Source organism: Acinetobacter sp. GG23 (genome assembly GCF_057766365.1).
In genome coordinates, this window is the sequence record NZ_JBYMDJ010000004.1 from 1 (window position 1) to 24,170 (window position 24,170).

Here is a 24,170-nt window from a genome sequence, read left to right on the forward strand (position 1 = left end):
TCGCTGCAGAAAGACCCGCAGGGCCTGCGCCTACGATAACGACGTCAAACTCCATCGATTCACGTTCGATGTGTTCCATGTAGGACTCCTCATATGATTTGAAGGTGGCAACCGTCATGATTTTGCTCGGCGCTGCCATGAGTGTTCTTAAAGCCCAGACACAATTTTATTATCGTGTCTTTTATATTGTGGGCTAGTATAGTTTTAAACCGTGATCTAGCCAATTGGCTGAATCATATTATTTTTCCGTCAGCAGGGGTATTCCGTATGATTAATCAAAATAATTCACCAAATCAGACGAAAAATGTCGATATTCCTGATAATAAAAATTTAATGGGTATTACACAATACTTAAAAGATGCACAGACCGGTCACCAAAGGTCAACCCCCCCCTTGGATCAATTTAAGCCAAAGCATTGTGGTGCAATGGATTTAAAGGTAAAAGCCAATGGAGAATGGTGGCACGAAGGTCAATTGATCAACCGCCAAGCCATGATTGACTTGTTCTCAACCGTACTTTGGAAAGAAGACGGCAAGTTCTATCTAAAGACCCCGGTAGAGCAAATTGAAATAGAAGTAGAAGATGAGCCTTTATTTGTTAATCAGGTAGATCTGGTTAAAATTGAGGGTAAAACCTATATTCAATTGACCACTACTACTCAAGATATTGTGATTGTAGATCAGGAACACTCACTTTTTATGCGTGAATATTTAGGTGAATTACGTCCTTATGTGCATGTTCGTTTTGGCATTAATGCCTTAATTCAACGTTCTGCTTTTTTTCATTTAATTGAAATGGGACAGCTCCTTGAAAATGCTCAAGGTGATACCATCTTAAGCCTACAAAGTGGCGATTTATACTTGCAATTAGGCACCTGAGGTTTAAGCTTGGTTCTCCCCAATTTCGAACTGCTGAAAGTGAAGCTATGACAGCCATTCATCCTATTTATCCTTTAATAAATCCAATGCCTAAGGCGCAACCTGATGCGCCTATTGGAATTTTTGACTCTGGAATAGGTGGATTGTCTATCGCACAGGACATTGCAAATTACTTACCCAAAGAACGCATCCTGTATTATGCAGATACTGCAAATGTACCTTATGGACCGCGTGATAATCAAAATATTCGCGATCTGACTGCAAATGCAATTGAATGGCTCTATCGCCAAGGCTGTAAAGTGGCAGTGGTTGCATGCAATACTGCATCTGCCTTTAGTCTGGATTATTTACGTGATCATTATGGTGAAGACTTTCCAATTATCGGTTTAGTACCGGCATTAAAACCTGCTGTATTACAAACCAAGTCAAAAACAATTGCAGTTCTTGCAACGCCTGCGACTTTTCGGGGCAAACTGATTCAAGATGTGATGCAACGTTTTGCCTTACCTGCCCATGTGAATGTCATTCCTGTGACCTGTCTAGAATTAGTGCCCTTTGTAGAAAGTGGTGCGCAGATGAGTGCGGAATGTTTAGCGACATTAAAAGAAATATTACAACCCGTGGTAGACCAAGGGGCAGATTATTTAGTCTTGGGATGTACCCACTATCCCTTCTTAAAACCTGCGATTGAGTCAATTTTTGGTCAGAAACTGACATTAATTGACTCTGGAGTACCAGTTGCGCGACAAACAGCCCGAATTTTGATTAAAAATGAGTTATTATTTGAGCAAGATCAAAAAGACAGCTTACGAATTGAATGTCATGTCAGTGGCAATAATGCAGAAAATTTAAAAACTGTGTTGCAGTACCTGATTCAAGAGAATTTAACTTGGGATATTCGCAATATTACTGTTGAATAAGCAAAGAAACGCAGCTAGTCTTTTGAAATATAGCAAAAAATTAAATTTTTAAATTGGGGTGTTCGATTACAGCGCAACTGCTCAGCATAGCTACAGTTGGAGGATGTAATATGCAATTGGAAGAGGATAACCAATGCTCGATAAGCGTTATCAGGTTTTTATTTCTACGTCTGGGAGTGAAATGCAACCAGAACGTATTGTTTTAGCTCAAACTCTAGTGGGGATGGGGTTCTTTTCCTGGGGATTAGAACAACGTACCCCACTAAGTACGGCGTTTGCACGGCGTCAAATTGATGACTGCGACTATGTGGTCATTCTTTTGGGCAGTCAATATGGCGAGCAATCTGTGTCAGGTGTCGGGTATATGCACCTCGAATATATTTACGCTGTTACCAAACAAAAACCGATTATTGTATTTATGCATGAAAATCCGGCATCGCGGGACCCTGCTTTGCAGGATCAAAAACCGGAACTTCGCGAAAAATTCCTAGAATTCCGTAAATTATTACAACAAGAAGCCGATCAAATTTTTACTTATCGTAGCATTCGTGACTTAGAAATGGCGGTACGCTTTAATATGCCGCAAATGCTTGAACGCTATCCTGTTTCAGGATGGGTTCGACCACAGAATACTCAGTCTTTGCATGACGAAATTGATCAGCTTAAAGCTAAAATTGAACAACTTGAAACAGAAGTGGGCAAACGAGAAGTCGATCCGTTCTTATCTTTACCCAAAGTTTCAATGCATGAATTATTTTCTTTTGAATATCGAATGCATGCTTATCAAGACGGTAATTTCAAAGAACTGAAAGTTCAAAAGAAACTGACTTGGGCACAGTTACTGAATATTTTAGGCAGCATGTTTGTCAATCCGACACCAGAAGAATATTTTTCTAAATGTATAAATGAATATTTAAATGACACAGGTCTGGCAGATGCACGTGTGGAAATGCCTCGTGCCCATGCAGTGGCACGTGCGCAAATTAATATTCGTGCTTTACACAGTATTAAAATGCAGATGCGTCAAAATGACTGGATTGTACAATCTGGACGTGATGACCGTCAGCGGATGTTGTGGCACATCACTCCCAAAGGGCAAAAGCTTTTAGATAGTAATTTGCTTGAGAATAATCGTGTTTTTCAATTTAAGTCACCGTATTAATTCATATAGAGAAAGTGCAGAAAACTGTTAAAGTAGGCTAGTTCATCTATGTTGGAAAAGGGTTTGATGTTTTCTGCACCTAAAGTGAAAGTCACCATTATTTTAGCCAATTTGGGTACGCCAGACGACCCCACTGTTCCTGCAGTCCGTCGCTTTCTGAAGCAGTTTTTATCTGATCAGCGGGTCATTGAAATTCCAAAACCCGTTTGGCAACTCATTTTAAGACTATTCATTTTGCCATTTCGACCCAAGCGTGTGGCTCATGCTTATGAAATGGTATGGGGGCAAGATTCGCCAATGCGTGAAATTCTGTTGCAACAGGTTCAAGCAGTTCAATCGCATTTAAGCCAACACTATTCAGACTTTGAAATCAATATTGTGCCGGCCATGAGCTATGGTAATCCCGGAATTCAAAGTGTATTAGCCAATTTGGCTGAACAACCACAAGACCATATTATCTTGCTGCCACTATTTCCACAGTATTCGGCAACTTCGACCGCTCCACTGTATGATGCAGTTGCAAAGTGGATACTGACTCAACGTAATTTGCCGGGCTTATCAATTATTCGCGATTACTATCAACATCCTTTGTTTATTCAGGCTTTGGCGCAAAGTGTACGGGATTATCAAGCTGAACATGGCTCCGCAGAAAAACTGTTGATGTCATTCCACGGCATTCCGCAGCCGTATGCCGATAAAGGCGATCCTTATGCAGACCGCTGCCGTATTACTGCGCAACGCGTGGCCGATGAGCTTGGGTTAAAGGATGATCAGTGGGCAGCCAGTTTCCAATCTCGTTTTGGTAAGCAAGAGTGGATTAAGCCTTATACCGATGCACTTTTAACCGAATGGGCAGAGCAAGGAGTGAAATCAGTACAAGTGATGAGTCCGGCATTTTCTTCAGACTGTTTAGAGACTTTAGAAGAACTGGCCATACAAAATGCCGAACTGTTTAAGGCTTTGGGTGGTGCACAATATGCCTATATTCCCGCATTAAATGCCCGTGATGATCATATCGCATTGCTCACAACTTTACTTCAAGCTAATCTTGATGCATTAACGCAAACATTCGCCCACTAATTTCACCGAGGTTTCGCCCTTATGTTGCAAGTCAAAATTGTGCCAGTCACGGCCTTTCAGCAAAACTGTTCAATTGTATGGGATGCAGACAGCAAAGAAGCAGTTTTGATTGACGCGGGTGGTGAGCCTGAAAAATTGAAAGCCGAAGTGGAGGCATTGGGTTTGAAGGTCAAGGCTTTATGGTTGACCCATGGCCATCTGGATCATGCCGGTGCAGTAGGTACATTAACCAAATTATGGAATGTACCTGTGATTGGTCCACATAAAGAAGATGCTTTTTGGCTGGACATGATTCAGGAAGTCTCGGCAAAATATGGATTTCCAATTCCGGAAAAAGTAGAGGTTAGCCAATGGCTTGAAGGCGGGGAAGTTCTGAAACTGGGTGAGGAAGAATTTGAAGTCCGTTTCGCACCAGGTCATACCCCGGGTCACGTGATGTTCTATAACGAAAATTATGGGCTATTATGGACAGGGGACGTGCTGTTTAAAGGGTCTATTGGTCGTACCGACTTTCCACGCGGAAATCATCAACAGTTGCTAGATTCAATTCAGCGTGAATGTTTTAGTCTGCCAGATGAAACTCAATTTATATCGGGTCATGGTCCAATCAGTAGTATTGGTTTTGAAAAACAACATAACCCTTTTGTGGCGAATAAAGCAGGTTAATACCTTTGTTTAAGAGATTGATGAATAAATTTCATCAGTCTCTGCGAAAAGGACCACTATGTAACTGCTTTAGTTCTAAGGCAATAATAATAGCTGAAAAAATAAACAGGATGCCGATCCAAATAATAATGACATCATGGGTATAAATTCCAAAACTTAAACTTACAATACCCAGTAAGACAAATAAAAAAAATAGAATTTTTAAACACCATAGTCCCATGAGGGGATCTCCTTTTTTATCGTTGTTAATTTTTATCGTTATTAGGTTTCATTACTAAAATATATCGATTTTAAGTGTTTAGTTATTAGAAAAAAATTTACTGGTATTTTCGTAATGTTATTATAATTTAAAAAAGTGCTAACTGGTTATCATTTTTATTGATTAATAAGAAAAATTTAACAATGATAAAACATATTTTCAGTCCCTAATTTTTTAATTATATGTTGATAAAATATAAAGTAATTTAAGACAAAATAATAAAAAAGAGATTTCAGTCATAAAAAAGATTTATTAAGTCATATTATTTTACATTTACTTTAAATTGGCAGAGGAGGTTCATGAAACTCTGGTTTACCAAGGCAGCATTATTTATTTTTAGCTTAATGGCATTTTATGCTTAAGATCAGGTTTTACCGTCAAGATCTGATCATTATGGCGGTTGATATACTTCTTGTTTTTTGCATTGTTGTTTTAGGCTTAGCATACAAAAGCTGGATTCTAATCTACTTTGCTAAAGATTGATGAGCCTTATTCACCAACCTGTATACTATTTATTATTCTAAAAAATCCTTTTAAAAATCATCTTCTTCACGGCCGCCATCTGCCTGTGGTGCATCTTGAGTAGGCAATTTGTATTCATCATTTGCCCAAGCGCCCAGATCAATCATTTTACAGCGTTCTGAACAAAAAGGACGGAATTCGTTATCTTCCCAAGTCGAAGGTTTACCACAACGTGGGCAAGGAAAAGTGCGAGGCATTTTATTCTCCGGATAAAAATGATGATTCAATTAGTCAAACTCAGCCGCTCTTGCTAGACTTGAGCCGATTTTTGTTAGTTTGATCTGATTATGCCAATTCGTCAATTTCAAGCACAGCGTATGCACGCGCCTCGTGATTTTCAAATGATTAGCCCAGAGCCAATTTGTGTGGAAATTGGTGCCGGTAAAGGTAAGCATGCCTTGCTTTTTTCGAGTCAGCATCCCGAACATAAATTGATTGCAATTGAACGTACCCGTGAAAAATATGTGGCTATGCAAAAACAGCATGCCTTGGAAGGACAAAGCAACTTACAGGCGATTCATGCTGATGCCATGCCATGGATCGTGCATGCTTTACTGCCGGCGCAAGTACAGCAATTTTTTATTTTATATCCCAATCCTGAACCGCATAATCCGGCACAGCGCTGGTTGAATATGCCATTTTTTGAATTTTTGCTGTCGCGTTTACAGGTCGGTGGCACAGTGACTTTGGCCAGTAATATTCCTGAATATATCGCAGAAGCACAGCAACAGTTGATAGATGTGTGGAAATTACCGTTTATTAAAGAGGTAATTCCAGCCACTTCAGCACGCACCCATTTTGAAATTAAATATTTGGAACGTGGTGAATTGTGTCAGCAACTCATCATTACCAAGCCAGAAGGCTACACGACCCGTTTTGATGACTTTATGCCGCTGCAAGGTCAAAATGCGGTGATCGAAACTGCATCAGAAACGAATGTAAAAGATGCTGAATAAGTTGGCTATGAAAAAGCGTGTCGCAATTATTGGCGCAGGTCCTGCCGGACTGATGGCTGCGGAAGTTTTGAGTCAATACGATTATGAAGTGCATGTCTATGAACAAAAACCCTCGGCCGCCCGTAAGTTTCTAATGGCAGGTAAAACTGGCTTAAATATTTCTCATGCCGAGCCTGTAGCACAATTTATTCAGCACTATGATCAAGCAGACTGGCTTGCAGCTTGGATAAAACAGTGGGATGCGAACTGGATTCAACAATGGATGAAAGGTTTGGGGATTGAATCCTATATCGGTTCATCTGGGCGGGTATTTCCGGTTGAGATGAAGGCTGCACCACTGCTTCGTGCCTGGTTAAAACGTTTAGCCGAACATGGGGTGATTTTTCATTATCGGCATCAGTGTCTGGACTTAAGCAGTTCCGAATTACAGTTTAAAAACCTGGTCACGGAGCAGGTTGAAACTCAGCAGTTTGATGCCATTGTAATGGCCTGCGGTGCAGTGTCATGGTCACGACTTGGCAGTGACGGGGCATGGCAACAATGGTTCTCTCAGGATGAAATTGAAGCCTTTCAAGCCAGTAATGCCGGCGTAGAACGAGTTTGGTCCAGATTTATGCAACCGGTATTTGGTCAGCCTTTAAAACGGGTTGAGGCATGGGTGGATGATCAAGCCAAAACCATGGGCGATATTGTAATTAGCCATTATGGTTTAGAAAGTGGTTTGATCTATAAACAGGGGCGTGCGCTACGTCAGCAGCTTAAAAATGGTCAGGCCATGCAACTGTATTTGGATTTAATTCCCGAGCAGACAGTTGAGCAACTCGCGCAAAAATTACAACCGAGTAAAAAGCAGTCATTAAGTAATGTCTGGCGCAAAGCCGGTCTAGACCATGCCAAAGCCAATTTAGTTCGTGAACTGGTGACTAAAGATCTATGGAATGATCCACGAGCTTTGGCACAGCAGATTAAACATTTACCTATTCCTTTAGCTGGCTTTCGTCCAATAGAAGAAGCCATTAGCTGTGCCGGTGGAGTCAAACGAGAGGTGTTGTCTGAACAACTGCAATTAAAGTCAAATCCGCATGTGTTCTGTTGTGGAGAAATGCTGGATTGGGATGCACCGACAGGCGGTTATTTATTGACTGCATGTTTTGCCACGGGTCGTGCTGCGGGTGAAGGCGTACAGAGTTATCTGGCGATAAAAGAATAACAGCAAATATTTTGAACCGTAATTTAAAGTATGTTAGGTTGATCACTCAAACCTTATAAAAAATGCGACTGTTATGTCTGAACAAAATCTATATAGCGGAAGCTGTTTGTGTGGCGGTTTACGCTATGAAATTCAGAGTGAAATCGGTGACATCGTGCAATGTCATTGTCGAAAGTGTCGTAAATCCAATGGCACAGCTTTTGCCACCAATGCTCCGATTAAAAAAGCCGATTTTAAAATTGTGCAAGGCGAGCATTTGTTGAAAAAGTTCCAATCCAGCGCAACCACTCAGCGTTGTTTTTGTGCTGATTGTGGCTCGCCGATTATCAGTATTAAAACTGAAACACCGGATCTGTACCGTTTAAGAATTGGCACACTGGATACACCACTTCAGCAAAAGCCGACCCAACATATTTTTGCTGCCTCCAAGGCAGAATGGGATACGATTTGCGATGGCTTGGTACAGCATGACGGGCGACCATAAGTCATTGCAATAAAGATGAAGGAATCAAATGATCCCTTTTTTATGTACCCCATTTTAGTAGTTAGATTGAGTGGTCTCGGATTTAGCTGCTTCAGCTTTTTTTGTTTCAGCTTTGCTCGTTTCCGGATATTGTGATTGCCAATGTTCAAGCTGTTCTTGAGCATGTAAAAACTCACCTAAGCCTTTGACTCGATCGCCTGAATTTTTCATTTCATCCACTTTTTTATCTTTATTCTGATCATACAGTTTGGCTTGGTCTTGCCAGTATTCTGCAATTAAGCCTTGAATATAGCGACCTTGCTGGGTTTTCAAATCCAGATCTTTCAGCATATTGAGTGCCGACTGAACATTGTCACGTTTGCGGTTATGCGCAAATTCATCGGTAAGTGAACCCTTTTCCTGCATTTTCGTCAGCTCGTCTTCCATATCATCACTCATTTGGGTGAAGCGCGTGTCGAAGTCGGTGAGTAAGGCAATATCATGTTGATCATCTGCAGTTTTCTCGAACGCTTTGACCGGTTCGGTAATCAAATCCTGCATGACTTTATCTTCAGGCTGAATTTTATCGTTTTGAGTGGTGCTATTTTTGCTGTTATCACAGGCCGTCAGAAAGATGCTTGAACATAATAAAACAGGCAGACCCAGTTGTTTCAGTTTAATATTTTTCATGATGATTCCTTTATTTCTGATCGATTTTTTTAAAATCATAAGCATGGGTTACATAAGGGAAGGTAATTTCATCTTGTGGATATTTACCAGTGTAGCTGAAGACAATCTGTTCAAATAGGACTTTTAATTGCTGTTGTTCTTGGTTCGGCATTGCAGCAATAAAACTGGTAGAAAGCAGACGCTTAGATACTACATTTTCTACCGTACCGACATGCTGCAGCTTAAAAGTCTGGACATTTTCCAGCTGAAATAAGGATTGATGCTGAAACACATTTTTCCACTTTCCACTATGATAACGAGGTGTGTTACCCTCCAAAGGTTCAATCAGATCTGCCAGTGCCTTGACCCAGTCAATGTTTATATCACGTTGATTCCAGATCAGGGCCAAATGTCCGGATGGTTTCAAGGCTTGATGAATTTGCTGTAAAGTCTCAAGATTGGCAAACCAGTGGAAGGATTGTGCACAGATGACCGCATCCATACTATTTGTAGTGACAGGCAAATGTTCACTAGAGGCTTGCAGGGTTTGAATCTTTGGGTATATAGCTTGCAGCTGTGCCAGCATTTCCTGAACCGGTTCAATCGCGGTGATGTGCGAAGTAATCTGCTGTAAGTAGGGCAAGAATTTGCCCGTGCCGGAACCGAGATCGATAACATGCGATTTTTCGCAAAGTTGCAGCTGATCTTGCAGCCAGCTGACGATATCTTGTGGATAATCGGGACGCACCTGTTGATAAAGCTCTGCAGCAGAACTGAAACCTTTTTGAGCAGCTGGATGAAGTGATTGTGTCATATTTTGCGCTTTTTAATATTCTTGGCATCTATAAAATAACATAGTCGCTTTTCGTAAATAGGCAAGGTGTCTATTTGTTCTATTGACTGTACAAAACAAGGGCCGATTTGCTTCGGTGTGGAAATGGAAAAACACATTATTTTTGAAGACGAACAAATTCGTGCAATATTTTTAAAAGGTTCATCGGATGAGCTGGTTTTCTCTTTTGGCGATTTAATTACCCGTGCCAAAGGGTTGTCGATTAATGCCGAAAAATCCTTGCATAAACATGGTTTTAATGTGATCGGGATTATGCCGAAGCAGAAATCGTGGTTTCCGGAAAGCTCAATGCGACAGATGTTTGCCGAGATTCAGGAACTGATTGCGCCCTTTAAAACACGGATTGGCTATGGCGGTTCAATGGGGGGTTATGCTGCAATCAAGTATTCAAATTTACTTGACTTAAAACGCGTGGTTGCATTGGTACCCCAGTATTCAATCAATCCTGAAGAGGTTGAAGACCCGCGCTATAACATGTTTTTCCATGAGGAACTAAATGCCAATATGCAGGTGCAGCCTGAAGATGTTTCCGCCGAGCGTGAATACATTGTGGTTTATGATCCTTACTATCCAGAAGATCGCGCGCATTATTTAAAACTTGAGCAGGTTCTGCCTCAAATTCACACCTTAAATTTACCCTTTACCGGCCACGATGCAATTGCTGTGCTTGCCAGTTCAGAATTACTGCATGACTTTTTATTGCATGAATTTGATGAACCCTATTTCTATAAAAAAATTCGTCAGGTCAAAAAGAGCAGCAAGTTCTATTATCGTAAAGTGATTGAAAACTTATTGCCGCGACATCGCAATGCCTTGGGTTCAATTTTAATTAACAATGATTTGCAGCTGGATAGCCAGTTTTTTGATGCGAAGTTGAAACAGAATTTACTGCGAGAATTGCTGAGTAACAAGCAAGTCAGTCAGCAAGATTTACTGAAACTCGGTATTCAGGTGAATCTGCCCCAAGAAAACCGTAGTCATTTATTGGACTGTTTCGGCCATGGGTTGGTATTCAATGTGATTAGCCAAAAAATTGAAAGCTACGCCGCCGGTGCCATTGCCTTAAATCATAAATTTCTGATCCCAATTTTTGCCAAGGGCAGTGGTTTGGTGCAGATTAATTTAAATGATGAGCGCTATGTTGTGGCAATGAATGACCGTCATGTGATGAAGCTGTTTAAGGAACAGGAACCTTTAACAACCGGCATGCATCCCATTGTGATCAAGAAATATAGCGATTTTTATTTGCTCAGTTATAAGCATTTAAACTTAAGTAATAATGAATACGGCAGTCATGATTTTATTGAAGACACGCCCGCAACTGCTCAATTCGTCACTCAACCGGAACTGTCTTAAGCCTTATTGAATAGCCTGTGATTGTTTAAAACAAACCCGACTTTGGTCTTATTTTGACCGCTTGCTTTATATTTTAATCGGTCTAAGATAGAAAATATAAGGCAAGTTAAATTTGCTAAATGTTGAACAACAAACAAATAAACACGACAGGGTGCTTAAGGATGAAACGTGATTTTATACCGGCTGTGCTTTTAACCATTATCTCTATATTCATACCTTCCTATGTTTTTGCCCAGAGTCCAGATGCCACCTATATGATTATGGGCGGAGGATTGCTGGTGGTGTTTGCCTTGGCAATCTATGTATTTTTTGAAATTCGGAAGTCGATTCAAGTCCATATTAACAAACCCACTAAATAGTGGGTTTTTTCATATCTGCTACCTGAATTTGGTTGAAAAAGCATATACATCTGGCTTTTAATGCATGAGGGGATAATTTGCAGCCCCCCTCTGAACCCGCCAAGGAATGCATCATGAAAGCCGTATTTTTAGATTATGAATCACTCGATAAAAATGATTTGGATTTTAGTGGGCTTAAAGCGGCTTTTGATAAGTTAAGCCTATTTCCAAGCACTCAGCCAGCGCAAGTTTTAGAACGTGTGCGGCAGGCACATGTCATTATCAGTAATAAAGTGCTAGTGGATGCGGCAACGATTCAGCAATGCCCGAATTTAAAACTGATTTTAATTTCCGCGACAGGTACAAACAATATTGACCTGATTCAGGCACGTACACAGGGCGTTGTGGTGTGTAATTGTCAGGGTTATGGCGCTTCGGCTGTAGCACAGCATACCTTGGCTTTAATGTTGGCTTTGGCTACCTCTTTGCTCAAATATGACCGCGCGGTGAAACAAGGTGAATGGAATAAAGCCTCGCAATTTTGTTTGCTGGATTTTCCGATTATCGAACTGGAAGGCAAGACTTTAGGAATTATTGGTTATGGTGAATTAGGACAGGCGGTTGCAAAACTGGCTGAAGCGTTTGGTATGAAAATACTGGTCGGATCTTTACCAAATCGTCCAACTGATGCCAGTCGTATTCCTGTTGCGGATTTATTGTCTCAAGTCGATTTCCTGAGTCTGCATTGTCCATTAACCGACGATACCCGTGATTTGATAGATGCCCAAGCCTTCGATGCCATGAAACCGAGTGCATTTTTAATTAACTGTGCACGTGGTGGCATTGTCAATGAACAAGCGCTTGCGGATGCTTTACGCCAAGGCAAAATTGCCGGAGCTGCAACCGATGTTCTTGCCGTTGAACCACCGAAAGACGGCAACGTGTTATTGGCAGATGATATTCCAAATTTAATTATTACCCCACATAGTGCATGGGGCAGTGTTGATGCCCGACAACGCATTGTGCAGCAGATGCTAGACAATGTAACAGCGTTTAAAGCAGGGCAACCCATTCGACAAGTGAATTAACCGACTCCCAATTTCGCCATCTTCTGAAAAGAAGAGAGCAGATTCATTATAAGTTGGTGGTTGCATTGTTTTGTACCGGTTGTACTTGGGTCAAGGGTACGGATTGAACGGGAGCGGAATCCACTCCTGTCGATGACTGACTCAAAGGGTGGGAAACAATGGGCGCAGGCTGGTCATTTGGACTACCCATAATTTCATCTTTGGTTTCATTCAGTTTTTTATTTACTGTTGCTGCTGCATGTTGAGATTTTTCTTTTGCTACCGCCGATTTTTCCGTAGCAAAATCTTTGGTTCCTTCCCAGGCATTTTCAACTTTAGGTTTTACTTTCGCGATTCCTTTTTGTGCAGCATGATCAACTTTTTCAGCCGTATTTTGCACCGATGTTTGCGCCTTGTGGGTAATCACTTTAAAAATATTGGGATTATCACCATATGGTGCAGCCTGAGGCTGTGTGGGAGTCCCAGTTTCGGTCGTTGTTTGAGCAAAAAGGGGAGTTGAAGCCAAAATTGCGCTGGTAATTAATGCAGTTTTTATCTTTTTCATTGTAAGTTTTATTCCTGTTTCTAACTATAGTTTCAGTTCAAAAGCGTCATTTTCATTGTAAGGGCAAATTTTTCAGGCAAGAAGAAATCTGGCAAAATTGATACAGCAAATTACATGATTTACTAGATTGCAGATAAACGACTAGCCACCTTAATTAAAGAAAAAGCCCATAAAAATGAGCTTTTCAGAGATAAATTTTAAACACTACGTTATTTTTGGTGACTTACTGACGCATTTGTATCTAGACCTACTTTTGCATTAGCCGCTGGAGTATTTAACTCAACTTTGGCATTTGTATTTAGACCGGCATTGCCTGAAAGTGAAGTTACAGTGTCTTTGGTTTTTTGCAATTTTTCACTGCTAAAGTTTTTGGTTTTATCGGCTTTATCAGCGACGAAGGTTTTAGTTTTATCTGCTGTTTTCACGGTTGCATCTTTAACTTTTCCAGCTTTATTTACGACTGCCTGAGACTTTTCTGCAGTAAATTTTTTGGTGTTTTCTACAGCCTTTTTACCTGTGGTTCGAGTTTTATCAACGCCTTTTTCTACACCATGATCTACTTTGACCGCAGTGTTTTTAATGCCTTGACCTGCTTTTTGTGTTGTATTTTCAATACCTTCGCCTGCTTTATGAGCAGTACTATGAATACCTTGACCAACTGTGTGGGTGGTATTTTTTACCCCGTTAGACAAGCTGTGCAATATACCGGGTTGTTCTGTTTTTACATCTGCTGTCGCTTGTACTGTAGTATTTGCGAACAGAGGAGAAGTGGCCAATAGTGCAGTGGTTATCAATGCAGTTTTAAGGGTTTTCATCGCTTAAATGTATCCTGTATGGCGAAACTCGAATGTTCACCGAGTTATAGGATTTCACATAATAAAGATATTAATTGAGAAGTGATTGGTTGGAGAATAAAGTCACACGTTTTAGCAACACTGAATCAACAATATTGATAGGAATATGAAGGGAATTTATAGACCTGATTTTTGTAATGATTTGAATTTTATTTGTTTTTATAAAAAATAAGCTTTTTGATATTCTAAATGTGAATTTTAAAACATCATCAGAAATAGGGATAAAAACCTTTTTAGGTTGCAGCATAAACTGGAATGCTGGACTAAAATTTTCGAAAAAGAGCAGAATCACCAATTCAAATTTGAATTAGTGATTCTTGGCTGTATTAGTCACATTGTGCTAAAGCATCTTCATGAAAATGATGGCGTAATGCTAAGAAGTTCTTTTGTACTACGGTATCATTAAGATCAAATTTGTTTGCTGTACTTGTACCGTCTTTGGCAAAGGTTGCAGAGCCACCTGAAATGAGGGTTAAGCCTTTAAAAGCCCATTGTTCTACTGACTTGCCTGCTTCTAGGTTGCCCGTAAATTCAATCACGCATTTCCCGGGAAATTTGGTCAGTTTGGCTTTATTGTTGGTCGTGTTTGGATAGACTTCCAGGTTCTGAACTTCCTGTAATACACCTGTTTCAAGCTGTGGGATTTTGGGAGCAGATGTACACGCCGTAAGAGCAATACCCGCAAGACCAGTCAAAATAATCGTTTTAAATTTCATATGATTCTTTCTTGTTGAGTGTTGTTAGTTTGAGTATAGGGAATCTAAATGAAAAATCCTATTATTTTAGTTTATCCATTCAATAGATTCTCTTAAGTGTTCATAATCTGCAACTAGTTCTGAAATTGAGCATTCTGGATTAATTAAAGCGGAATTGAATTGCTGCCATTCCTGTTCTTTTTTAGAGTTAAATCCATAGATGGATTCAATATCACCTTTTTTCCAAATATAGATTCTTTTCTCTTTAAGTGCATTATGAACATCCTGTATTAACGGAGCAGCATGAGGTAAGGAAGCAATAAAAGTATACTTTTTTGCTTTTATTGTAGATAAAGCCTGTAAGTTAGCAGTCTGTTCTACGGATAATTCTAGGTTAGGATGTTCTCTATTTTCAAAAATAAATTTTCTAAATTTATCAAAACATTCTTGACTTGATTCATCTATTAAATTCCACTGTGCACAATTACCTACAAAATCTAAATCTGCAATAATTCGAGTTGGAATGCCAAGGGCTTCAATTACTCTTTGCATAAGTATTAGATTTTGTTTTCCTTGTACTGCCACTAAAGCAAGTTTTCTTAAATGAAATGGACTAGCATTTATCTTAGAATAAATGCTAGGTAGTACACGTAATTCAGTTTTACCTTCTACGAGTAAAACTTCATCACAAAAGAAAATCTGTGAAGCATTGTTTAATTTGAATGTTTCATCTAATTGGGAATAGTGCTGTTCATATAGTTCGGAGATAATTGTTGAAATAGGTTGTCTAGCTTGAGTTCCTAATTCACTAGTCTTGAAAATTTGAACAGCATTCATAGCATGTTGTGCTGATAAAAGGCTTGCAGAATGAGTAGAGAATACTACTTGGAAGCCTGCTTGAGCCAAAGTCATAAATGCATCACGAACTAATTCTATTGTAGTAGGGTGTAGATATAACTCAGGTTCGTCTATACAAAGGATCGTATTTGATCTTCTTAAATTGGGGTTCTCTTGTTGAATAGATGCAAGATAGCGAATGAGAGCCATTTGTATAGATCGTTGAGTTCCATGACCAAAATTTGAAAAATCTCTTTCAGTATCCTCATTTTCAAATACTTTTAATGTGCCATTTTTAAAAATATCTTCAATGGTAGGTGTTGGAAAATGAAGTTTAACGCTGATATCTGGGAAAAAATTATTAAGAATTTGATTGATGCCTGAATCTACAGTTGATAAATCAGTAATTCGATTCGGGCTATCAAAAGCTAATAGTTCTGATACTCTAGATAAACTATTGGTGAAATCTTCATGATAATTTTGCTGTATTGTTTCTGAAATCAAACTTAAAAGTTTAGCAATAGCTGTTCCGCTTTTATTCTTTGTAGAATCCTCATTCGCATCTGTCATAGCACCGATATGAATGAAGGTTGGGAATAATTTTATAATTGCTTGATCAATACCTGCAGGATTTAAATTCCAAGTATTTCCATCAAATAGCTTGATTGAAATTTTCTGCCGACCTTGTGTATCGAGTTGAGAAATACGTTGAATTCTTAAATTTTGATTTTGGATATATGGTCTTAATCTTTCAGCATGGTCGTCATCAAGAAGCTGTAAATTATCTTCTGTTAAATTGGTTAGTAAGGCTGAGACTATAATTGGTTGAGTTGCATCATTCGCATTATTAGAGTAATTAAAGGAACGAGCATTAGTAGCTTCCAATAAAAATTTAATAGCTAAAATAATATTGGATTTCCCAGCATTATTGTAACCAATTAAAGCTGAAAAATTATTCAAAATAATCTTAGTATTTTTACATGATCTAAAATTCTCTATTTCTAGTTCTTTAATTATTACGCTCATTGTTTTCCCCCATTAATTTTTTATTATTTAAATAGAATTGAAAAACCCCACTAACTTATAGTGGGGTTTTGTTTAAATTTCAAGCAATTATAGCTTAGTGCTGAAGCACAGAAATATCAGCCACTTTGGTGAACAAGTTACGAAGCTGAGCAAGCATACGTAAACGGTTTGCTTTAAGGTCGGCATCATCTGCCATGACCATGACACCGTCAAAAAACGCATCGACTGGCACGCGAAGTGCAGCAAGTGCAGATAACGCAGCCGTGTAGTCTTTGGCAGCAAATAATGGCTCAACGACTGGCGTGATTTTCGCAAGTTCAGCGAACAATGCTTTTTCAGCATCTTCCATCAGATTTGCTTCAACCACAGCACCAGTCGGCTCAGCTTCTTTTGCCAAAATGTTGGCAACACGCTTGTTTGCAGCAGCAAGCGCAGCAGCTTCAGGCAAGTCACGGAAGTGATTTACCGCAGTTACACGCTTGTCAAAATCAAGCGGTGATTTTGGTGACAACGCTTGAACCGCTTGAATTACATCAACCGCAACGCCTTGGTCTTCATATTTCGCACGGTAACGACCTTCAAGGAATGCCACTGCATCTGCCAAAGTCTTGTCGTGATCTTTCAATACATCGCCATAAGCAGCCAAAGCCAGCTTGATCAGATCTTCAATCGACACATCAAGCTCGTTTTCAGTGACAAGACGAAGGATACCAATTGCAGAACGACGTAATGCAAACGGGTCTTTAGAACCTGTAGGTGCCTGACCAATACCGAAAATGCCTGTGAGCGTGTCTAAACGATCCGCAAGGGCAATCGTTGTACCAGTTTTGGTTTTCGGTAAAACGTCACCCGCGAATTTAGGTAAATACTGCTCACCTAAAGACTCAGCGACTTCCGCATTTTCACCTTCAAGACGTGCGTAGTAAGTACCCGCGATCCCTTGAAGTTCAGGGAATTCACCCACAAGCTCAGACGTTAAGTCACACTTCGCAAGAAGGGCAGCTTTTTCAGCATCCCCAGTATTCGCACCTGTAATTGGAGCCAGGGCAACAGCAAGTTTTGCAATACGTTCAGACTTGTTCCAAAGTGTACCAAGCTCAGCTTGGAAGACCATGTTTGCAAGTTTCTCTTTACGAGATGCAAGCGGTTGCTTTTGATCTTGCAAGAAGAAGAATTCAGCATCAGACAAACGTGGACGAACAACTTTCTCATTACCTTCAATAATTTGTGTCGGGTCTTTCGACTCAATGTTCGACACAGTAATGAAGTACGGTTGAAGTTTATTGTCAGTGTTCACCAAACAGAAGTACTTTTGGTTGTCCTGCATGGTGGTGATCAATGCTTCTTGAGGCACAGCCAGGAAGCGTTCTTCGAAGCTTGCACGAAGTGCAACTGGCCATTCAACCAATGCCGTTACTTCGTCACGCAGGTCGCTTGGGACAATCGCAATCGCATTTACTTCATCAGCCAAGGCTTTCACTTGCTGGTCAATAATCGCTTGACGTTCTTCAAAGTTCGCAACTACATAAGCCGCTTTTAACTTAGCAAGATATTCATCTGCATGGTTCAGCATAATCGCTTCAGGTGCATGGAAACGGTGACCGTAAGTCACATTTCCTGCTTTGTGATCTTGAATGGTTGTATCAATTACATCGTTGTCTTTTAACAATACAACCCATTTTACCGGACGTACGAATTCAGTACGGCTAGCTGCAGAACGCATACGTTTAGCAATCGGCAGGTTGTCCAAAGCATTTTGCAAAATTTGCGGGAGTAAAACGTCTAGGCTTTGACCTTTGACATCTTTCAAGTAACAAACTTTTTCAACTTTACCGGCTTGGAAAGTCGATACTTGATCTACCGTGATGCCTTGACCGCGCATAAAGCCTTCTAAAGCTTTGGTTGGTTTACCTTCAGCATCAAATGCAGCCTGTTTAGCAGGGCCGTCAAAACGTTTTTGTGTATCGGCTTGAGCGCCATCAACATTAACGATTTTTAAAGCCAAACGACGAGGGGCTGCATAAGCTTCGATAGAATCGAAAGCAAGACCTGCATCTTTTAAGCCTTTAACGGTTTCTGCTTGTAGTGCATCACGTAATTTTTTTAAGCTTTTTGGCGGAAGTTCTTCACAGCCCAATTCGAACAATACGGTATGTTTAGACATTATTTCTTCTCCGCTGCTTTTTCTGCTTGAGCCGCTTCCGCTTCAACTTGTGCTTTTAACTGTGCAAGGACTTCAACACGTAGTTCAGGTTCTGCCATCGGGAAGCCAAGCTTGGCACGCGCTGCCACATAACTTTGTGCAATTGAACGTGCCAAAGTACGGACACGTAAAATATAACGTTGACGTTCAGTCACTGAAATCGCGCCACGTGCATCCAGCAAGTTAAAGCAATGTGAAGCTTTAATCACTTGCTCATAAGCAGGCAGTGGAAGTTCCGCTTCAATTAAACGCGTTGCTTCAGCCTCATAAAAGTCGAACAATTCAAACATTTTTTCAACGTTGGCATATTCGAAGTTATAGGTCGATTGCTCCACTTCATTCTGGTGGAACACATCGCCATAAGTCACCGTACCGAATTGACCTTTGGTCCAAACCAGATCGTAAACCGAGTCTACACCTTGCAGGTACATCGCAAGACGTTCAAGACCGTAAGTGATTTCGCCAGTCACCGGGTAGCATTCAACGCCACCGACTTGCTGGAAGTACGTGAACTGAGTCACTTCCATACCGTTCAGCCAAACTTCCCAACCTAAGCCCCAAGCACCCAGTGTTGGAGATTCCCAGTTGTCTTCGACAAAACGGATGTCGTGTACCAGCGGATCAATTCCGATTGCTTTTAATGAATCAAGATAAAGCTGCTGGATGTTATCCGGGTTTGGCTTCAACACCACCTGGAACTGGTAGTAGTGCTGCAAACGGTTCGGGTTTTCACCATAACGACCATCTTTCGGACGGCGTGACGGTTGAACGTATGCAGCATTCCAGGTTTCAGGGCCAAGCGCACGAAGGAAAGTCGCAGTGTGGAATGTCCCTGCACCCATTTCCATATCGTAAGGTTGCAAAATGACGCAACCTTGTTCAGCCCAGTAAGTTTGTAAGGCAAGAATTAAGCCTTGGAAGGTATCAATATGCGATATGGCGCGACTCATGGTCATCCACTTAGAATTAGAGAAAAATTGTGCTCAATTATAAGGACTTTGTAGAGGAGTGGCAAAGGGTTATACAGGAATCATCGAGGCTTTTGACGGATAGGTAGGGTGAATCGAAAAAGCAGAAAAATATAAAAAATGGCTATAAGGGGCGAGATATACAACACGACAGTTAAATTTTGCAGCGTCAGATTTGGCGGAAAAATAAATCCTAACAAATCACTGAAGCCCCAATAATTCAAAATGATGGTCACAAAATTTAAGATTTTTAAGTATTTTGAAATAATTTAACTCAGAAGCAGCAAAGGAAAAATGCTCATGAAGAAAATAAGATAAATACAGACAAGTAAAAAAATGGCGCATTAAAAGTGAGCATGATGCTCTTTAATACTGTACTGCGCTTATAAAGCTTGAACAGAAAATAAGGGGCTAAAAACAAGTGTACCAAATGGACTGACTAAAAGCGCTAAACATAAATATCCAAGCTTGGGTTGTAAAGGCTGAGAGAGCCAATCGACAAGTGCCTGCATAGTACTAGATGTAGTGATTTTGCTTTGATCACAATGCTAAATTTAGATTAGTCGTTTATTTTTATGACTATTTTTTACGATGATATAAAAATTAAGAATAAAGCAGATATAGAGCGTTATTTAAAGGGCATTATGAGAAAGATAAACTGATCTTATACGATTATTTGTGTGAAATTGGTTTAATCTGCATACAGTAAAAATAATGTTTAAAAAATAAGGAAGACCATGACAACTTGTAAAATTCAATGCCATTTAAAATACAAGATTGTCCAAGCCACAGAATTTGTTTTTCAGCTTCAAGCTGCACATCATCCTGACCAAACCATTATTGAAGAACAGCTGATATTTAATCCGCCAATCGAATGGCGCGAATTCCAAGATTCAAGCCATCAAAATCGTCATATTCGTTTGCATGTCGAACCATGCGATGCTTTTGAAATAAATTATAACGCGACAGTTGAACGTCATTCTGTAGTCAATGCAGCTGTTCAGCAAAACCTTAATGAAGTGGCAGTTCCTAATTTACCCGATGCGGTTTTGCCGTATTTGTTGGCCAGTCGCTATTGTAATTCAGATCTGTTGGGGGATATGGCGAACCGGTCATTTGGGTGGATGAAGCCGGGCTATAGTCGGGTCAAAGCCATTGAGCAGTGGATTTATAACAATATTTTTTATGTGTCTGGCAGTTCTGACCAGTTTACCACAGCAACAGACGTACTCATCCATCGCGCGGGGGTATGTCGTGACTTTGCTCATTTGGGAATTGCCCTGTGTCGTGCTTTAGGGATTCCGGCACGGATGGTAGTGGGTTATGTCGAAATTGAAAAATTTCTACCAGATTTTCATGCCATTTTTGAAGCCTATTTAGAAGGTGGTTGGGTGTTGTTTGATCCGACCCGTTTGGCGCCTGTAGAAAATTTAATTCGAATTGGCACCGGAATGGATGCCGGGGATGTCGCATTTTCGACATTTTATGGCGAGATTGAGCTGATAAAGATTGAGCCCCTTATTACTGATCAGTTGAATGGCTAAGGAGGAGATTAAAGGTAATTAAAAGTGTTGCTAAGTACAATGCTTTTAAAGCAAGGTGAAATGTTCACTGTGCAGCATTATTTGGTTAAATCACTCTGGAGAATGAATGACAAATATGGCTCAATCTTTATGAAGGCTGTAATTAATGTATAGGTTTTTTATTTTAAAAGTCTTTCAATAAATTGATAAAGAAAAGATATAAAATGAATACACCTTTACTTGGCATCATTCTATAATTTGCGACTTCCACTTAAAAACCACAAAAGGCGTGCCGTGTTTCATCCACAACTTGAATGGCTCAATACCCTAAAACCTAATTTTAAAATCCTTCCGCTAAAAGACCGCCTGTTGTGTGGCATAGGTGCATTGATGGGGCTTGCACTTTCATCGCTGATCAGCTGGTGGGTGTTAGGCGATATCAACGCCTGGTATATCGCGCCAATGGGTGCCTCATCAGTATTGCTGTTTGCCGTACCGGCCAGTCCATTGGCTCAACCGTGGAATATGGTGGTTGGAAACAGTCTTGCAGGCATTATTGGTGTGACCTGTGCAATGTATATTCCTAACTTAACGGAAGCCTTTAGTGTTGCGGTCGGTCTCTCGATTGTCTTAATGATGACCACAGATTCCTTGCATCCACCGAGTGGGGCGGTGGCTATCACTGCTGTTTTGGGGGGAGAGGCGGTACACCAACTTGGATACAACTTTATTTTCTATCCGGTTTTATTGAATTCTATGTTGTTGCTGGTAATTGCGATTGTATTTAACCGCTTGCTAGGCAAACAATATCCGCAAGTGGCACAAATCAATCAGCGTTCTAAAGACCCAACACCCACCCAAAAAGTCACCATTCAACCGCAAGATATTCAAGACACTCTGGATCAGCAAACCGAGCTTTTGGATATTAGTGAATATGACTTACAGAAAATTATTTTAGCAGCACAAGAAAAGGCCAATGCACGAGGCGTGAGTCATTTTAAGTGTCAGGACATCATGACAAAGGATGTCATTAGCTTAAATGAAAACGATGATATCCATTCCGCTTTGGATAAATTCAAGCATATGAATTTAATGAGCTTGCCAGTGACAGATACTCAGCATCAATTGGTGGGAACACTGGCTTTATATGAAGTGGTGGAGTGGTTTAAACGTGCCGCAGATTTAAGAACCACTTGGGAGCGTCAAGTGAAACATATCATGGTGCGTCAAGTCGTCACCGTGAAACCCGAACAACCGATTCAGGATTTGGTGCCGTATTTTGTGGAACGTTCTTTTAATTATATTCCTGTGATGGACAACCAGAGAATGGTCGGAATTATTAGCCGCGCCGATATGATTGCCGCATTGAATCAAGAACTAAATTTGGTGGCTAAAATTTAACACGGGCAAAAAAAAGCTACGACTGATTGGGGTAGTAGTCGTAGCATAAAACAGGAAAGTATTAATGGTATGGATTAGCGTCTTGATTTACCGTGCGAACCGGATTTTTATAGCCGTGAGCAGGGTCTATCTGAAACTGTTTTTTAGGCATAATCAACCATAAAACCAAATAGACTAAAATTCCTGGAAATGCGGCGCTCATGATGGAAACAAGGACAAATATAATGCGGAGTAAATTTGCATTCCAACCAAATCGTTCAGCAATACCACCCATTACACCTGCAATCATGTTTTGTCGGTTAGAGCGATATAAACCAACATTGGCCATCTAGGTCTCCTTAAATTAGAAAAGGTATGAGGTTAAATCAACTTACCTATAGTTTAGAAATGGTGATGTAAATTTTTTTTTAAAGTGAGGAAGACTGGAAAATGGTTAAGTTGTGTAACTGAGTATTCGTTATTACCAGAGTACACCATAGAATAAAGTTGGCTTGAAAGTTTGATTTTTTATTTATAAAAATCAAATAAATACATAATTAATAAATTAATATTTAATTCTCGTCTAGGTTTTAAATCATATTTTTTTATTTATGAGATGAGCTTACACAGTATTTAAAAGGAGTGGTCGGTGTTTTCAGTTGCGCATTTGGGATTTTATTTCCGCTGGAGTTTGATTCTCATCGGGCTAGGGGGAGTAACTGCATGTGATTTTAGACAAGAACCCAGAGACATTCATCCACCTTCTAATGAATTACAGAAGTTAAAAGAAATCGAGCAGGCAAACACACTCACTCAAGTTGCAGGCCGAGCAACTATTCCAGAAGACACTATTAAGACCTCATCACCCATTCAGTCTTATGAAAAGCCATTTGTTGGGCGTTATCATGCCCAAATTCTGTGTAGTGATGATTTTATGCCCTGCACTGAGGGGACTGCTGAATATATTCTTAATTTAGGTGAAGATGGATCAGTACATCGCAGTATTGTGCAATATGGGAAAATTTTTACTGAAAAAACTAGACCTGAATTCAGCAATGCAAATTATCGCCGTGATAGCTGGTCAGTTAACCAGGCAGAAGCAGAATTGATTGTACATCGCAAGGAGGGGGTGGATATTTATTACCAGATCAAAGATCAAAACCATTTAGTTATGGATCTGGAAAAAATTAATAAGGGTAAAAACAAAAAAATATTTGAACGAGGTTACCCTCAACCTTCTAGAGCATATGAGCTGGTGAGAGATTTCTCTAATTCGAAATAGAAAACTTGAAATATTTTGATTTAATGGACACATGTTTTATGTTTAACATAATAGGCGAAGCATAAACTTGGTGGGTTGTGAGGGGCTCGAACCCTCGACCAATAGATTAAGAGTCTACTGCTCTACCAACTGAGCTAACAACCCTGAACGAGGATTGGTGAACTTAAAGCCTCGCTTTAAGGGTTCACCCGAGTCCAAGAAAAAATCGAAGATTTTTTAAAGATGCATTAAAGTACTGTGTTTTAAAAACATCGGTATAGCAAAATTTTGAGAATGGCAAATCTACCGAAATGGTATGGTTTGTCTTGGTCGGAATATGTGCAGGTTTCGTTTCTATTGTAGTATAGATATTTTAGTACAGAAAGAAGCATTAAGAAAAATATGGTGGGCCGTCCGCGACTCGAACGCGGGACCAATGGATTAAAAGTCCACTGCTC

24 protein-coding genes, 1 tRNA gene and 1 pseudogene are annotated in these 24,170 nt (G+C 40.1%); 14 read left to right on the plus strand and 12 right to left on the minus strand.

From position 1 onward, the window contains the following. Nucleotides 1-79, minus strand: a pseudogene (locus AC3CAU_RS08365) (electron transfer flavoprotein-ubiquinone oxidoreductase); the annotation flags it as partial. Between the two features lie 188 nt (nt 80-267). On the opposite strand from AC3CAU_RS08365, the gene AC3CAU_RS08370 reads away from it, so the two are divergent. The 5 genes from AC3CAU_RS08370 to AC3CAU_RS08390 all read left to right on the plus strand — a co-directional run bounded on the left by AC3CAU_RS08370 (nt 268) and on the right by AC3CAU_RS08390 (nt 4,707). Next, nucleotides 268-879, plus strand: a complete 612-nt coding sequence (locus AC3CAU_RS08370; RefSeq protein WP_447053934.1) for a DUF1285 domain-containing protein — start codon at nt 268-270, stop codon at nt 877-879. A gap of 47 nt (nt 880-926) precedes the next feature. Next, nucleotides 927-1,799, plus strand: a complete 873-nt coding sequence (murI, locus tag AC3CAU_RS08375; protein WP_447053935.1) for a glutamate racemase — start codon at nt 927-929, stop codon at nt 1,797-1,799. Nucleotides 1,800-1,932: 133 nt separating this feature from the next. Continuing rightward, a complete protein-coding gene (locus AC3CAU_RS08380) occupies nt 1,933-2,961 on the plus strand; it encodes a DUF4062 domain-containing protein (protein ID WP_131216361.1) in 1,029 nt (342 codons plus the stop codon). A gap of 66 nt (nt 2,962-3,027) precedes the next feature. Continuing rightward, the gene (gene hemH, locus AC3CAU_RS08385; protein WP_131216379.1) at nt 3,028-4,041 is read left to right on the plus strand and encodes a ferrochelatase; all 1,014 of its coding nucleotides are present in this window, start codon (nt 3,028-3,030) and stop codon (nt 4,039-4,041) included. A gap of 21 nt (nt 4,042-4,062) precedes the next feature. Continuing rightward, the gene (locus AC3CAU_RS08390) at nt 4,063-4,707 is read left to right on the plus strand and encodes an MBL fold metallo-hydrolase (RefSeq protein ID WP_131216359.1); all 645 of its coding nucleotides are present in this window, start codon (nt 4,063-4,065) and stop codon (nt 4,705-4,707) included. A gap of 792 nt (nt 4,708-5,499) precedes the next feature. Here the strand turns inward: AC3CAU_RS08390 and AC3CAU_RS08395 are convergent. After that, complete coding sequence (locus tag AC3CAU_RS08395) at nt 5,500-5,685, minus strand: DNA gyrase inhibitor YacG (protein ID WP_131216357.1); 186 nt, start codon at nt 5,683-5,685, stop codon at nt 5,500-5,502. An 84-nt stretch (nt 5,686-5,769) separates the two neighbouring features. Here AC3CAU_RS08395 and AC3CAU_RS08400 point away from each other — a divergent pair, with 84 nt between their 5' ends. From AC3CAU_RS08400 to AC3CAU_RS08410, 3 genes are all read left to right on the plus strand, one after another. Then, nucleotides 5,770-6,444: a class I SAM-dependent methyltransferase gene (locus AC3CAU_RS08400; protein WP_171459149.1), complete on the plus strand. Its 675-nt coding sequence runs from the start codon at nt 5,770-5,772 to the stop codon at nt 6,442-6,444. A 7-nt stretch (nt 6,445-6,451) separates the two neighbouring features. Then, the gene (locus AC3CAU_RS08405) at nt 6,452-7,654 is read left to right on the plus strand and encodes a TIGR03862 family flavoprotein (RefSeq protein ID WP_447053936.1); all 1,203 of its coding nucleotides are present in this window, start codon (nt 6,452-6,454) and stop codon (nt 7,652-7,654) included. A 73-nt stretch (nt 7,655-7,727) separates the two neighbouring features. Then, nucleotides 7,728-8,138, plus strand: coding sequence for a GFA family protein (locus tag AC3CAU_RS08410; protein WP_447053937.1), 411 nt, complete (start codon nt 7,728-7,730; stop codon nt 8,136-8,138). Between the two features lie 54 nt (nt 8,139-8,192). Here the strand turns inward: AC3CAU_RS08410 and AC3CAU_RS08415 are convergent, their stop codons facing one another. Together AC3CAU_RS08415 and AC3CAU_RS08420 are read right to left on the minus strand one after the other, a co-directional pair. Continuing rightward, on the minus strand, nt 8,193-8,807 hold the full coding sequence (locus AC3CAU_RS08415; protein ID WP_131216349.1) for a hypothetical protein: 615 nt from the start codon (nt 8,805-8,807) through the stop codon (nt 8,193-8,195). Between the two features lie 10 nt (nt 8,808-8,817). Continuing rightward, nucleotides 8,818-9,600 carry a class I SAM-dependent methyltransferase gene (locus AC3CAU_RS08420; RefSeq protein WP_424621280.1) on the minus strand — a complete coding sequence of 261 codons (783 nt, stop codon included), beginning with the start codon at nt 9,598-9,600 and terminating at the stop codon, nt 8,818-8,820. 123 nt (nt 9,601-9,723) lie between these two features. On the opposite strand from AC3CAU_RS08420, the gene AC3CAU_RS08425 reads away from it, so the two are divergent. From AC3CAU_RS08425 to AC3CAU_RS08435, 3 genes are all read left to right on the plus strand, one after another. Beyond that, entirely contained in the window at nt 9,724-10,995 is a 1,272-nt protein-coding gene (locus tag AC3CAU_RS08425) for a hypothetical protein (RefSeq protein WP_447053938.1), read from the plus strand. 161 nt (nt 10,996-11,156) lie between these two features. Further along, entirely contained in the window at nt 11,157-11,354 is a 198-nt protein-coding gene (locus AC3CAU_RS08430) for a hypothetical protein (protein WP_131216343.1), read from the plus strand. 113 nt (nt 11,355-11,467) lie between these two features. After that, on the plus strand, nt 11,468-12,421 hold the full coding sequence (locus AC3CAU_RS08435) for a 2-hydroxyacid dehydrogenase (protein ID WP_447053939.1): 954 nt from the start codon (nt 11,468-11,470) through the stop codon (nt 12,419-12,421). Nucleotides 12,422-12,467: 46 nt separating this feature from the next. On the opposite strand, the gene AC3CAU_RS08440 is transcribed toward AC3CAU_RS08435, so the two are convergent. The 6 genes from AC3CAU_RS08440 to glyQ all read right to left on the minus strand — a co-directional run bounded on the left by AC3CAU_RS08440 (nt 12,468) and on the right by glyQ (nt 19,530). After that, the gene (locus AC3CAU_RS08440) at nt 12,468-12,965 is read right to left on the minus strand and encodes a hypothetical protein (RefSeq protein ID WP_447053940.1); all 498 of its coding nucleotides are present in this window, start codon (nt 12,963-12,965) and stop codon (nt 12,468-12,470) included. Nucleotides 12,966-13,174: 209 nt separating this feature from the next. After that, a complete protein-coding gene (locus AC3CAU_RS08445; RefSeq protein ID WP_447053941.1) occupies nt 13,175-13,780 on the minus strand; it encodes a hypothetical protein in 606 nt (201 codons plus the stop codon). Between the two features lie 365 nt (nt 13,781-14,145). Further along, nucleotides 14,146-14,535, minus strand: a complete 390-nt coding sequence (locus AC3CAU_RS08450) for a hypothetical protein (protein ID WP_447053942.1) — start codon at nt 14,533-14,535, stop codon at nt 14,146-14,148. 66 nt (nt 14,536-14,601) lie between these two features. Then, nucleotides 14,602-16,377, minus strand: a complete 1,776-nt coding sequence (locus AC3CAU_RS08455; RefSeq protein ID WP_447053943.1) for an ATP-dependent nuclease — start codon at nt 16,375-16,377, stop codon at nt 14,602-14,604. A gap of 94 nt (nt 16,378-16,471) precedes the next feature. Continuing rightward, complete coding sequence (glyS, locus tag AC3CAU_RS08460) at nt 16,472-18,541, minus strand: glycine--tRNA ligase subunit beta (RefSeq protein WP_447053944.1); 2,070 nt, start codon at nt 18,539-18,541, stop codon at nt 16,472-16,474. Next, nucleotides 18,541-19,530, minus strand: a complete 990-nt coding sequence (glyQ, locus tag AC3CAU_RS08465; RefSeq protein WP_447053945.1) for a glycine--tRNA ligase subunit alpha — start codon at nt 19,528-19,530, stop codon at nt 18,541-18,543. Before glyQ ends, glyS begins: the two co-directional genes overlap by 1 nt. 755 nt (nt 19,531-20,285) lie before the next feature. On the opposite strand from glyQ, the gene AC3CAU_RS08470 reads away from it, so the two are divergent. After that, on the plus strand, nt 20,286-21,092 hold the full coding sequence (locus AC3CAU_RS08470; protein WP_447053946.1) for a transglutaminase-like domain-containing protein: 807 nt from the start codon (nt 20,286-20,288) through the stop codon (nt 21,090-21,092). A gap of 273 nt (nt 21,093-21,365) precedes the next feature. After that, nucleotides 21,366-22,472: an HPP family protein gene (locus AC3CAU_RS08475; RefSeq protein WP_131216327.1), complete on the plus strand. Its 1,107-nt coding sequence runs from the start codon at nt 21,366-21,368 to the stop codon at nt 22,470-22,472. Between the two features lie 61 nt (nt 22,473-22,533). Here the strand turns inward: AC3CAU_RS08475 and AC3CAU_RS08480 are convergent, their stop codons facing one another. Beyond that, entirely contained in the window at nt 22,534-22,800 is a 267-nt protein-coding gene (locus AC3CAU_RS08480; protein ID WP_424621259.1) for a PspC domain-containing protein, read from the minus strand. Between the two features lie 300 nt (nt 22,801-23,100). Between AC3CAU_RS08480 and AC3CAU_RS08485 the strand changes: the two genes are divergently transcribed. Beyond that, on the plus strand, nt 23,101-23,733 hold the full coding sequence (locus AC3CAU_RS08485; protein ID WP_447053947.1) for a hypothetical protein: 633 nt from the start codon (nt 23,101-23,103) through the stop codon (nt 23,731-23,733). Between the two features lie 68 nt (nt 23,734-23,801). Here AC3CAU_RS08485 and AC3CAU_RS08490 read toward each other — a convergent pair. Next, nucleotides 23,802-23,877: transfer RNA gene (locus AC3CAU_RS08490), tRNA-Lys, on the minus strand. Between the last annotated feature and the right edge of the window lie 293 nt (nt 23,878-24,170).